Below are 12,754 nucleotides of genomic sequence, written 5' to 3' on the forward strand. Positions count from 1 at the left end.
GGAGGGGGAGGCGCTGATGGGCTGGAACAACCCCGACGTCACCTGGCGCGAGCTCGAGGCGCGGCTCTCCGGACGTCCGGCGCACGCCCTCCCGCAGGACCGGCGTGCCGACCGGCGCGGCCCGGTGCCCGGCACCGAGGACCTGGCACCCGACCCCGTCGACGGTCGCTTCCCCGATGGCGGGGACGGTCCCGCGTTCAGCCGTAAGCGCGCGCGCTACCGGGCTCCCGGCGCCACGGACGGTGGCGGCCGGTGGCAGGACGGCGCGGACCAGGCGCCGACCGTGCCGTACGCCGAGCTGCACTGCCACAGCGACTTCAGCTTCCTCGACGGCGCCAGCGCACCCGAGGTCCTGGTCGAGCAGGCCGTCGACCTCGGGCTGGAGGCGTTGGCCCTGACCGACCACGACGGCTTCTACGGTGTGGCCCGCTTCGCCGAGGCGGCACAGGAGCTGGGTCTGCCGACGGTCTTCGGCGCGGAGCTGTCGCTCGGCCTCACGGCACCGCAGCAGGGGGTGCCCGACCCCGAGGGCAGCCACCTGCTCGTGCTCGCCCGCGGTGTGGAGGGCTACCACCGGCTGGCCTCCGCCATCACCGAGGCGCAGCTGGCCGGCGACGAGAAGGGCCGACCGGTCTACGACCTCGAGCAGCTGGCCGAGCAGGGCCGCGGGCACTGGCACGTGCTCACCGGCTGCCGCAAGGGCTTCGTGCGCCAGGCGCTCGCCACCGGCGGCCCGGCCGACGCGTCCCGCGCACTGCGCCGTCTGGTCGACCTGTTCGGCGCCGACGCGGTCGACGTCGAGCTCACCCACCACGGCGGGCCGACCGACTCCACCGTGAACGACGTGCTGGCGGGGCTGGCCGCCGAGCACCACCTGCCCGTGGTGGCCACCGGCAACGTGCACGCGGCGACCCCGGGACGCACCCGGCTGGCCCAGGCGATGGCAGCCGTCCGGGCCCGCCGCAGCCTCACCGACATGGACGGCTGGCTGGCGGCGTCGGGCCAGGCGTACCTGCGCTCGGGCGCGGAGATGCAGGCCCGGTTCGGCCGGTACCCCGGTGCGGTGGCGCGCTCGGTCGACGTCGCCCGGGCCGCGGCGTTCGACCTGCGGCGAGCGGCCCCGCGGCTGCCGCAGACCGAGGTGCCCGCCGGGTACACGCCGATGGAGTACCTGCGCGAGCTGGTGCGCCGGGGTGCCGACGAGCTCTACGCGCACGACCGCGACCGCGCCGAGGAGCGGCTGCAGCGGGAGCTGGCCGTCATCGAGGCGAAGGGCTTCTGCGGCTACTTCCTCATCGTCCACGACATCGTCGCCGAGGCCCGACGTCGCGGGATCCTGTGCCAGGGTCGTGGCTCGGCCGCGAACTCCGCGGTCTGCTACGCGCTGCGCATCACGGCGGTCGACTCGATGCTCTACGACCTGCCGTTCGAGCGCTTCCTGGCCGCCACCCGCGACGAGGAGCCCGACATCGACGTCGACTTCGACGCCGACCGTCGGGAGGAGATCATCCAGTGGGTCTACGACCAGTTCGGCCGGCGCAACGCCGCCCAGGTGGCGAACGTCATCAGCTACCAGCCCCGCTCGGCCGTCCGCGACGTCGCCAAGGCGCTGGGCTACTCGGTGGGTCAGCAGGACGCGTGGAGCAAGGGCATCGAGTCGTGGCGGGCCGTCGAGACGGCCGAGGACCACCCGTTGCCGCCGCTGGTGCGCGAGCTCGCCGAGCAGCTGCTGAAGACGCCTCGCCACCTGGGCATCCACTCCGGTGGCATGGTGCTCACCGAGCGACCGGTGGGCGAGGTGGTGCCGATCGAGCGGGCCCGCATGGACAAGCGCACCGTGCTGCAGTGGGACAAGGACGACTGCGCGTGGATGGGTCTGGTCAAGTTCGACCTGCTCGGCCTCGGGATGCTCGGGGCGATCCAGCACACGTTCGACCTGCTGGCCGAGCACACGGGGGAGCGGTGGGACCTCGCCTCGATCCCGAAGGAGGAGCGCGGAGTCTTCGACATGCTCTGCCTGGCGGACTCGGTGGGCGTGTTCCAGGTCGAGAGCCGGGCCCAGATCGGCACCCTGCCGCGTCTTCGGCCGCGCTCGTACTACGACCTCGTCATCGAGATCGCCCTCATCCGCCCGGGCCCCATCCAGGGCGGGGCGGTGCACCCGTACATCCGTCGCCGGCTGGGCAAGGAGCCGGTCGACTACATCCACCCGCTGCTGAAGCCGGTGCTGGAGCGCACGATGGGCGTACCGCTGTTCCAGGAGCAGCTCATGCAGATCGCGATGACGGTGGGCGACTGCACGGGTGATGACGCCGACCTGCTGCGGCGGGCGATGGGCTCCAAGCGCGGGACGGAGCGGATCGAGCGTCTGCGCGAGACCCTGTACGCCGGCATGCAGCGCCACGGCATCACGGGGGAGACCGCCGACGGGATCTACGAGCGGATCCAGGCGTTCGCGAACTTCGGGTTCGCCGAGAGCCACGCGCTCAGCTTCGGGCTGCTGGTGTACGCGAGCAGCTGGCTGAAGCTGCACGCCCCGGCGGCGTTCCTGGCGGCGCTGCTGCGCTCGCAGCCGATGGGCTTCTACTCCCCGCAGTCGCTCACCGCCGACGCCCGCCGGCACGGGGTGGAGGTCCGCCGACCCTGCATCGCCCGTTCCCAGGTCCACGCCGACCTGGAGCTCCTCGTCGCGGGCCAGGGGGCCGGTGCCCCGACCGGGCTCGATACCTGCACCCACCGTGAGCAGCCCCCGACGGGCGACTTCGACGACACGCAGGCCCGTGACGTGCTGCAGGCCCGGCTGGCCGAGCACCGGCGCGACGGCCACCACGCGGTGCGGCTGGGGCTCACGGAGGTGCAGGGCATCGGGCAGGCCGACGCCGAGCGGGTCGTGGCGGCCCGGGCGGAGCGTGCGTTCACCGACATGGCCGACGTGGTGCGCCGCACGCGGTTGTCGGTGGCGCAGATGGAGGCCCTGGCCACGGCAGGGGCGTTCGACGTGTTCGGCCTCAGCCGACGCCAGGCGCTGTGGAACGCGGGCTACACCGACGCGCCCGACCTGCTGGAGGGCACGGCCGTGCAGGCGCCGCCGCCGATGCTGCCGGGCATGAGCGACGTCGAGCTGACCACGGCCGACCTGTGGGCCACGCGCATCTCACCCACCGACCACCCGTTCGTGCACCTGCGTCCCCTGCTGGTGCGCGAGGACGTCCGCGCGGTGCAGGAGTGCGCGTCGCTCGGCACGGGTCGGCGGATCCGGGTGGCCGGGCTCATCACCCACAAGCAGCGTCCGTACACGGCGTCGGGCGTCACGTTCCTCAACCTGGAGGACGAGACGGGCATGCTCAACGTGGTCGTGTTCGCCGATGTCTGGGCGCAGCACCGTCGGGTGCTGCAGAACGCGGCCGGCGTGGTCGTGCGCGGGGTCGTCGAGAACGTCGAGGGTGCGACGAACCTGCGCGCGGAGCGGATCGAGCGGATCGAGTCGCTGTACCCCGAGACGGCGGGGGCCATCGGTCGGCACCGCTCGCGCGACTTCCGGTGAGCATCACCGGACCTTCGATCGGGCGACAAAAGTGACGTCTCGCGGAAAACTCACCGGTGAGGATGTCTGGAAGGTTAGCATTCAAGAAGCGCGGAGTGGAGATTGATATGGCAGTTGGATATAGGTCGGTTCTCAGGCTCTCCGAGAGCGAGGATGCGGTCCGGGTAGCCCGAGAGCAGTTCCGTAGCTGGCTCGTCTCTATGGTGCGGGACCCGCGAAAAACTCTACGGTCGGCCGATTGGGACGGTCCAGGAACCTACACCCTCGGTCCTGACTCCACTCTCACCGTCGTTGAACAAGAAGACGTGGACGGCCATCTGAGTCGACTGCTTCTGGAGTATGTCGAGACAAACAGGCATGGGATCTGGACCACGCGCTTATACGCGATGTCCTCGCCGCGAGCGCGGCGCTTGCGACAGGTGCTCTGGTTTGAGAGCGAAGGCGTCGGAAAAAATGGTCGACACGCGCAACCTGGAACTCCGAAGGTTGTGAGAAATACGCTACAGGCGGTTGATGCCTTTGACGGCGCCGTGCCAGTACTTTCTGAGCCTCGACGGCTGCGAGTACCTGAGGTCGATGACCTAGTGGCTTACATCACCGATGAGCATCGAGATCTATCGGTCGTCGTGGCAGCGCCCGTCCCCGGAGTGTCCCCTGACAAGTGGGCCAGAGCCGTCGCAACGCTCACGCGTGACGCAGTAGGGTGCGCGTCCTTCTTCGTACTCGACGCAGAGTCCCTGGCCACGCTAAATGAGAGAATCGGGCCCGCTCATTCAGTCCCCATCGGATCGCTCCGGACCTTTGTGCCCGGAGTCGACTTTGGTGACTGGGTCGATGCGCGACGACACAGAATCCTTACGTCGCGGACCATGAGTGAGGGCCTCGGCCAAAATCTTCGGTTTTCCGAGCGCCTTGTGAAAGCGGTCGCTACGGGTCCGCGGCTCAACCTTCTCGAAGCTGATCTCCCTTCGGAACTCGTACGCACAGCACGCGTGTTGCAGCGCGAACTGATCCGACCCATCGAAATCACAAAGCCATCTCTCGACGAGATCGTCAAGGAAACACCCGCTCCCGCTGAGCATTCGGATTTCGAGCCCTCGTGGTTGCAGAAGCTCAAAACTGTCGTCAAACGCATCGCAGGGCGCGATGATGTCGACGAGGCCGCCCTGCAGGTTATCGCTGAGAAGTTTGAACAGCAGGAGACGATCGCGAAGTCGGCTCTGCAGAACGCTTCGAAGCTACAAGGGGAACGCGAGAGGTTGGAAGATCAGGTCGTCGAACTTCGAAAGCAACTAGAAGCTGAGCAGTTCGAGCGAACGCTGGCGGATCTGGCGCGGAGAGACGCGGAGAAAAAGACCCGTTCTCTTGAGCGCTGGCGCGCAGAGAGGCCCGACCGCTTCTCCTATGTTGAAGAGGCTGAGAACTCCTGGGAGTCCGAGCCCGGTAGCGTCACAGAGATCATCGAGAGACTTACGGATAGGGAGAGGTTTTCCTATGTTCTCGACTACATTGAACTAACGGATGTCAGCAAAGCCATCGACCGCGCTGACCAGATCGATGCAGTCGATCCAAATGGAACGTATGCCGCCGCCTTTTGGGAGTACATTCTGGTACTGCGCGATTACGCTGTGGAGTGTCTTGAGTCGAACTTCAGTGGCAACTTGCATATGTACCTGGGGTCAAGCACTGTTGTCGGTCGTAAATGCCCCATTCAGAGACACCGGCCGAACGAAAGCGACTCCGTGCAGAATAACTCGCGAATGAGACGGGAGCGGACCTTCCCAGTGCCAACCTACGTGGAGGCGTCAGGAAAGATTTTCATGGCGGCGCACTTTGCACCGACGCACCGCGATCAGAATGCGCCACGCATGTACTATTATGCAGATCTGGAAAACACTCGCAAGATATACATCGGCTACATCGGAACCCATCTGACCAATACAAGGACCAACTGACTTTCCGTGTCCCGACTGGAGAAGGTGCACTCTGAATCCGGCGAAAAGGTGCGAGGCGTGCCTCATCATCCGGATGCTCCACTCGCTATGGCATGCACTTTGGCGGAGATCCAGACTGCTTGAGCGGGCCGTGTGCGGTCATCGTTCTCGGCTCTTGCCCTAGGCTCTGTCTCGGGCGTCGCTGCCGCGCAACGCTACGCGTGGATCCTACGGTGGAACCTTCGTAGCCCGCTTGCTCTCGTGTGACTTCCCTGGCGAGTTTTGAACATGCCTCTTGCCGAGATGTAAGGCGATAACTCACACCGCTGCGTTTGAACCGGGCCGTCGCCTCGCTGAACGACCGGCGCGATGCGTTGTGCGCGACAACGAGGTCAGAAGTAGTCGTGCACCGTCACCGGGCCGCGGGTGAACAGCAGGTCCCAGGTGACGTCGTCGGCGGGGTCGCCCTCGACGTGCCCGAGGGACCTCAGCGTGGCCGAGGTCGCGGCGCCCGCGAACGTGAGCGCCAGGCCGCCGCGGGTGAACGTGCGGCCGCCGGTCGTCGTGCCCGTGGGCTCGACGTGCCCCGAGCCGTCGGCGACCGCAAGGGTGAGGGAGCGCCCGTCGACCGAGAACGGGAGGCGGGTGTCGATGCCGGGGTGCACGCGCGGCAGGGCCAGGGCGGCCGGGTCGAGCACCGCCAGCGCGTAGGGGGCCGACGAGACCGTCTCCGGGTGCGCCGTGCGCAGCAGGTGCTGCCACGGCGGCACGCCGCTGGTGCGGATCCGGACGGTCGGGGTGACCGACGCGAACGTCGACAGCAGGCTCAGCAGGGAGCGCAACGCGTCGGCGTCGTCGGCCATCAGCTGCCCGACCACCAGCTCGCCCTCGGCGCCGTACCCGCGGCCGCGGTCCCACGACACGTAGCCGACGACCTCGCCCTCGCGCTCGGCGACGCTCACGCCGCTGACGCGCAGGGTCGGCGACTCCGTGAAGAGTGGTCCGGTGCGGGCGAGCGGTCCGTTCTCGCGGGCTGCCGCGCGGTCGTGGACGGCGCGGATCGCGTCGTCGTCGGCCGAGGTGGCCCGCCGCACGGGGGTGCTGCCGCCCACGGCGAGCGCGTGGGTCGGCAGCCGCACGTCGTCGAGCGAGGAGACGGTCTCGAACCCGAACCGCCGGTAGAGCGCCGGCGCGGTGGCGTACAGCGTCGAGACGAGCGCGCCACGTTCCCGGGCCTCGGCCAGCATGGCCGTGAACAGCGGACGGAGCAGACCGGCTCCGCGGTGCTCGGGCGCGACCGTGACCCCGCCGATCCCCGCGGTCGGTACGCGGACGCCGCCGAACCACGACATGTACTCGCGATCGAGCGCCGTCGCGACGATGCGCCCGTCGACCTCCGCCCCCCACCAGCGCTTGCCGTCGACGATGAGGGGGACGGGCGGCTCCGGCGGGTCGAAGGCGCCGAACGCCTCCGTGAACTGGCGTCGCATGACGTCCTCGTCGGCCTCGGTCAGGCGGCGGATCTGCATGACTCCCATCCTGGCGGTTGCCCGAGGGGTGAGATGCGCCGCACTTCGAGTTGAGCCGACCAGAAGGTGGGGTTAAGGTCAGGTCAACCCGAAGGGAGCGGCGATGCGCACCGACGTCGACACCGACACCGACCAGGTCAGCCTGGCGGTGTCCACGGTCATCTTCGCGCTGCGCCCGCACCCCACGACGGGCCGTACGACCCTGTGGCTGCCGCTCGTGCGCCGTATCCGCGAGCCGTACGAGGGGCGTTGGGCCCTCCCGGGCGGCCCGCTGCGCCCCGACGAGGACCTCGCGGCCTCGGCGCGCCACACGCTCGAGCGCACCACCGGCCTCGCGCCGCGACACCTCGAGCAGCTCTACTCCTTCGGCGCGGTCGACCGCTCGCCCGAGGACCGCGTGGTCTCGATCGTCTACTGGGCGCTGGTGCGACCCGACGAGGACGCCCGGGCCACCGACGGCGAGAACGTCGAGTGGTTCGTCGCCGACGACGTGCGCGGGCTCGCCTTCGACCACGACACGATCCTCCGCTACGCCCTGGCGCGTCTGCGGGCCAAGATCACGTACTCGCCGATCGCGTTCGCCTTCGTCACGCCCGAGTTCACGCTGGCCGACCTGCGCGCCGTGCACGAGGCCGTGCTCGACCGCTCGCTCGACCCCGCCAACTTCCGCCGCCAGGTCCTGGCGAGCGGGACCGTCACCGCCACCGGCTCCTACCTCACCGGCACGAGCCACCGTCCGCCCGCGCTGTACCGGCGCGCGGCTCTCCCCGAGGAGATCCGATGACCAGCACCCTGTCCACCGGTCCCGTCCCCACCGGCTCCGTCCACGACGTCGTCACCGCACGGCCCGGCGACACGTGCGACGCCGAGCTCGCCGAGGGCCCGTGGCTCTTCGACCTCGTGCCGGGCTACGGCCCCGGGGCGTCCGAGGACGACGTCGTGCCCGAGCCGGTGGTGCGTCCCGGCCAGCTGCCCGTGGCCTACCAGCGGATGGACGACGCCGACCTGCACGAGCGGATCCGCGCGGCGAAGGAGGCGCTCGGCGACCGGCTCGTCGTGCTCGGGCACTTCTACCAGCGCGACGAGGTCGTGCAGCACGCCGACTTCGTGGGCGACTCCTTCCAGCTCGCCAACGCCGCGCTCACCCGCCCCGACGCCGAGACCATCGTCTTCTGCGGCGTGCACTTCATGGCCGAGACCGCCGACATCCTCGCGCGGCCGGAGCAGCACGTGATCCTGCCCAACCTGGCCGCCGGCTGCTCCATGGCCGACATGGCCGACGAGGAGTCGGTCGAGACCGCGTGGGAGGAGCTCGAGCGCGTCTACGCCGACCCCGTCACGGGCATGGGTCCCGACGCCGACGGCAAGGTGCCGGTCCTGCCGGTCACCTACATGAACTCCTCGGCCGCCCTCAAGGCGTTCTGCGGCCGGCACGGCGGCATCGTCTGCACGTCGTCGAACGCCGCCACGGTGCTGGAGTGGGCGTTCGAGCGGGCGCACCGCGTGCTCTTCTTCCCCGACCAGCACCTCGGCCGCAACACGGCCAAGGCCCTGGGCGTGCCGCTGGACCGCATGCCGATGTGGAACCCCCGCAAGCCGCTCGGGGGCAACACCGAGGAGCAGCTGCACGACGCGCAGGTGCTGCTGTGGCACGGCTTCTGCTCGGTGCACAAGCGGTTCACCGTCGCGCAGATCGAGCAGGCGCGCGCGGAGCACCCCGGCGTCAAGGTGGTCGTGCACCCCGAGTGCCCGATGCCGGTCGTCGACGCTGCCGACGCGGCCGGCTCGACGGACCTCATCCGCAAGTACGTCGCGGCCAGCCAGCCCGGCGACGTGATCGCCATCGGCACCGAGGTCAACCTCGTGAACCGGCTCGCGGCCGAGCACCCCGACCGCACGATCTTCTGCCTCGACCCCGTCGTGTGCCCCTGCTCGACGATGTACCGGATCCACCCGGGCTACCTCGCCTGGGTGCTCGACGGGTTGCTCGAGGGGGAGGTGCGCAACGAGATCGTCGTGCCCGACGACGTCGCGCGCGACGCCAAGGTCGCCCTGGAGCGCATGCTCGCCGCGCGACCGAAGGACGCCTCCCCGGTCCCCGTCTCGGGGAGGGGTGCCTGACGTGAGGCACGTGGTCGTCGTCGGCAGCGGCGTCGCCGGACTCACCGCGGCGCTGGAGGCGGCAGCTCGTCCCGGGGTGCGGGTCACGCTGCTCACGAAGGCCGACCTCGTCACCAGCAACACCAGCTGGGCGCAGGGCGGCGTGGCGGTGGTCACCGACCCCGCCGACAGCGTCGCGTCGCACGTGGCCGACACGCTGGCCGCCGGTGCCGGGCTGTCGGACGAGGCGGCCGTGGAGGTGCTCTGCGCCGCTGGTCCCGACGCGGTCGCCGCCCTCGTGCGGCGCGGAGTGCGCTTCGACGTGCACCAGGGCGAGCTGGCCCGGGGCCTGGAGGCCGCCCACTCCCACGGGCGGATCCTGCACGCCGGTGGCGACGCGACGGGTGCGGCCATCTCCGACGCCCTGGTCGAGAGGGTGCGCGCGAGCGACGTCGACGTGCGCGAGCGGACGATGGCCGTCGACCTCGTCGTCGACGGGGGCGTCGTCAGGGGCGTCGTGCTCCTCGACGGCACGGTGCTGCACGGTGACCAGGTGCTGCTCGCCACCGGGGGAGCAGGGCAGCTCTACCCGTACACGACCAACCCCGCCGTCGCTACGGGCGACGGCCTGGCGATGGCGCTGCGTGCGGGTGCGGTCGCCGCCGACCTCGAGCTCTACCAGTTCCACCCGACCGCCCTCGCGGTCCCGGGCAGTCCGCTCGTGTCCGAGGCCGTGCGGGGGGAGGGTGCCGTCCTGCGCGCCGCGGACGGCCACCGGTTCATGTTCGACGTCCACCCCGACGCCGAGCTCGCCCCTCGTGACGTCGTGGCGCGGGGGATCGCGGAGCAGATGGCTCGCCAGGGCGGTGCGCCGGTGCTGCTCGACGCCACCGCCCTCGGGGCCGACTTCCTCGCCCGCCGCTTCCCGACCATCGACGCGTCGGTGCGCTCGTTCGGGCTCGACTGGGGCCGCGAGCCGGTCCCCGTCGCCCCGGCAGCCCACTACTTCATGGGCGGCGTGCGGACCGACCTCTGGGGACGCACGTCGTTGCCGGGTCTGCTGGCCGTCGGCGAGGTCGCCTGCAACGGGCTGCACGGAGCCAACCGGCTCGCGTCGAACTCCCTGCTCGAGGGGGCGGTGTACGGACGGCGGGTGGTCGAGGCCGCGGTGGCCGCGCCGCGTGCGGCCGACGACGTCGACGAGAGCTGGGCGGCACCCGTCCTCGTGCCTTCCGCGGACACCGACGACCCGTTGCCGCTCATCCGGACCGACCTGCAGCGGCTGCTGTGGGACACGGCCGGGCTGCGGCGCGACGAGGTCGGACTGCGGCACGCGGTGGAGACCCTGCAGCGGGTCGACACGAGCGTCCCCTCGGGTGGTGACGTGAAGGCGGTCGAGGACGCCAACCTGCGCACCGTTGCGCGGGCGCTGGTCGTCTCGGCGCTGGAGCGTCGGGAGTCGCGCGGTGGTCACTTCCGCACCGACGCTCCCGCTCCGGGGCCGGTGGCCCGGCACAGTGCCGTGGTGCTCGCCCGGACCACCGCTCCGCGTCGAGTCGGGGCGACGGCAGGTGCCGCGTGCTGACCCGACGCCAGGTGCGACGTGTCGTCGACCTCGCCCTCGACGAGGACGCGCCGTCCGGCGACCTCACGTCGGAGGTGTTCGTGCCGGCGACCGCCGTTGCCCGAGCGTCGGTCGTGGCCCGCGAGGCCGGCGTCATGGCCGGCGGCGACGTGCTCGTCGAGACGTTCGCCGCGGTCGACCCGGCGGCCGTGGTCGAGGTCCTGCGCGCCGACGCCGAACCGTTCGCCGCGGGTGACGTCCTGGCGACCGTCGTGGGCCCCGCACGGGCCGTGCTGCGCGGGGAGCGCGTGGCCCTCAACCTCGTCCAGCGCCTGTGCGGCATCGCGACCCTCACGGCCCGGTACGTCGAGGCGGTCGAGGGGACGGGCGTCCGGATCGTCGACACCCGCAAGACCACGCCCGGGCTGCGGGCGCTGGAGCGGCACGCGGTCCGCTGCGGTGGCGGGCGCAACCACCGCTTCTCGCTCTCCGACGCCGTGATGGCGAAGGACAACCACCTCGCGCTCGTCGACGACGTGACCGCCGCGATCCGTCAGGCGCGCGAGCAGCTGCCGCACACGACCCACGTCGAGGTCGAGGTCGACCGTCTCGACCAGGTGGAGGCCGTGCTGGCCGGCGGTGTCGACACGATCATGCTCGACAACTTCACGCCCGACGAGCTGCGGGCGGGGGTCGCGCTCGTCGCGGGTCGCGCGATCGTCGAGGCGAGCGGCGGCATCACGCTCGAGACTGTCGGCGAGGTGGCGCGCGCCGGCGTCGACGTGATCAGCGTCGGTGCCCTGACCCACTCCGTCCGCGCGCTCGACCTCGGGCTCGACGTCGAGGTCGGCGGGGCCGGAGGTGCCGGGTCGCAGGTGGCGGGACCGGCGACGTGATCTACCTCGACGAGGCGGCCACCACGCCGCTGCGCCGCGACGTGCTCGCCGCCATGGGCCCCTACCTCGGTCCGGCGTTCGGGAACCCGTCGAGCCACCACGAGATCGGCGACGCCGCCCGTGCCGGCCTGGAGCAGGCGCGCGCCGACGTCGCCGAGGCTCTCGGTGCGCGCGCCGGCGAGGTCACGTTCACCTCTGGGGGGACCGAGGCGGCGAACACGGCCGTCAAGGGCATCGCACTCGCCCAGCCGCGGGGACGCCACGTGGTCGTGAGCGCCGTCGAGCACCCGGCGGTCCTGGAGTCTGCCCGCTGGCTCGGCCGCATCGGCTACGACGTCACCGAGCTCGAGGTCGACGGCGACGGTCTCGTCGACCCCGGCCACCTGGCTGCGGTGCTGCGCGACGACACGACCGTGGTGAGCGTGCAGCACGCCAGCAACGAGGTCGGCACCGTCCAGCCGGTCGCCGCGCTGGCGGAGGTGGCGGCGCGACACGGGGTCCCGTTCCACACCGACGCGGTCCAGTCGGCGGCCTGGCCCGACCACGACGGGCTGACGCTCGACGTCGGAGTGCTCGGCGTCCAGGCGCTCAGCCTCTCGGCGCACAAGCTCGGCGGACCGAAGGGCGTCGGGATGCTGTGGGTGCGTCGGGGCGTGCGCGTCGAGCCGCTCGTCCACGGCGGCGGCCAGCAGGGCGGTCGACGCTCCGGCACCGAGGACGTGGCGGGTGCCGTCGGTCTCGCGGCTGCGCTGCGGCTCACGCGCTCGGCCGGCACGTCGGCGGCGGAGGTGGCGGCGCGGCGCGACCGCTTCGTCGCGGCGGTGCTGGAGTCGGTCCCGGGCGCCGCACTGACGGGACACCCGGTGCGTCGTCTCCCGGGGCACGCGTCGTTCGTGCTCCCCGGACGGTCGGGCGAGTCGGTGCTGCTCGACCTCGAGCGCCGCGGTGTGGTGTGCTCCAGCGGGTCGGCGTGCCACGCCGGCAGCGACGAGCCGAGCCACGTGCTGGTGGCCATGGGAGTGCCGTCGGAGGTGGCGCAGACGGCGGTGCGCTTCACCTTCGGGCGCTCGGTGACCGACGAGCAGCTCACCGACGCGGCGCGGGCGCTGGCCGACGTCTGCGGGCGGTGAGCGCGACGTCGCCGCCAGCGCGCGACGACGCGGTGGCGCGCCGGTCTACCCTGGTGA

General features: G+C 71.1%; 8 protein-coding genes. 7 read left to right on the forward strand and 1 reads right to left on the reverse strand.

Annotated elements, in window-relative coordinates; translation table 11 throughout:
- Nucleotides 1-16 precede the first annotated feature (16 nt).
- On the forward strand, nt 17-3,544 hold the full coding sequence (locus tag Aeryth_RS06910; protein ID WP_067856395.1) for an error-prone DNA polymerase: 3,528 nt from the start codon (nt 17-19) through the stop codon (nt 3,542-3,544).
- Nucleotides 3,545-3,600: 56 nt separating this feature from the next.
- Nucleotides 3,601-5,499 carry a hypothetical protein gene (locus tag Aeryth_RS17640; RefSeq protein WP_144433707.1) on the forward strand — a complete coding sequence of 633 codons (1,899 nt, stop codon included), beginning with the start codon at nt 3,601-3,603 and terminating at the stop codon, nt 5,497-5,499.
- Nucleotides 5,500-5,870: 371 nt separating this feature from the next.
- Here Aeryth_RS17640 and Aeryth_RS06920 read toward each other — a convergent pair whose 3' ends face one another.
- Nucleotides 5,871-7,007 carry a GNAT family N-acetyltransferase gene (locus Aeryth_RS06920; RefSeq protein WP_067856399.1) on the reverse strand — a complete coding sequence of 379 codons (1,137 nt, stop codon included), beginning with the start codon at nt 7,005-7,007 and terminating at the stop codon, nt 5,871-5,873.
- A gap of 103 nt (nt 7,008-7,110) precedes the next feature.
- Between Aeryth_RS06920 and Aeryth_RS06925 the strand changes: the two genes are divergently transcribed.
- The 5 genes from Aeryth_RS06925 to Aeryth_RS06945 are packed head-to-tail and all read left to right on the forward strand — an operon-like array spanning nt 7,111 to nt 12,697.
- Complete coding sequence (locus Aeryth_RS06925; protein ID WP_067856402.1) at nt 7,111-7,791, forward strand: NUDIX hydrolase; 681 nt, start codon at nt 7,111-7,113, stop codon at nt 7,789-7,791.
- Nucleotides 7,788-9,128 (forward strand): quinolinate synthase NadA, encoded by a 1,341-nt coding sequence (gene nadA / locus Aeryth_RS06930; protein WP_067856404.1) that lies wholly within the window; start codon nt 7,788-7,790, stop codon nt 9,126-9,128. The genes Aeryth_RS06925 and nadA overlap by 4 nt, the downstream gene beginning before the upstream one ends.
- 1 nt (nt 9,129) lies before the next feature.
- Nucleotides 9,130-10,692 carry an L-aspartate oxidase gene (nadB, locus tag Aeryth_RS06935; protein WP_193786280.1) on the forward strand — a complete coding sequence of 521 codons (1,563 nt, stop codon included), beginning with the start codon at nt 9,130-9,132 and terminating at the stop codon, nt 10,690-10,692.
- Entirely contained in the window at nt 10,686-11,567 is an 882-nt protein-coding gene (gene nadC, locus Aeryth_RS06940; protein WP_067856410.1) for a carboxylating nicotinate-nucleotide diphosphorylase, read from the forward strand. Before nadB ends, nadC begins: the two co-directional genes overlap by 7 nt.
- Complete coding sequence (locus Aeryth_RS06945) at nt 11,564-12,697, forward strand: cysteine desulfurase family protein (RefSeq protein ID WP_067856413.1); 1,134 nt, start codon at nt 11,564-11,566, stop codon at nt 12,695-12,697. Before nadC ends, Aeryth_RS06945 begins: the two co-directional genes overlap by 4 nt.
- Nucleotides 12,698-12,754 lie beyond the last annotated feature (57 nt).

Origin of the sequence: Aeromicrobium erythreum (genome assembly GCF_001509405.1) — a bacterium.
GTDB classification, from domain to species: domain Bacteria; phylum Actinomycetota; class Actinomycetes; order Propionibacteriales; family Nocardioidaceae; genus Aeromicrobium; species Aeromicrobium erythreum.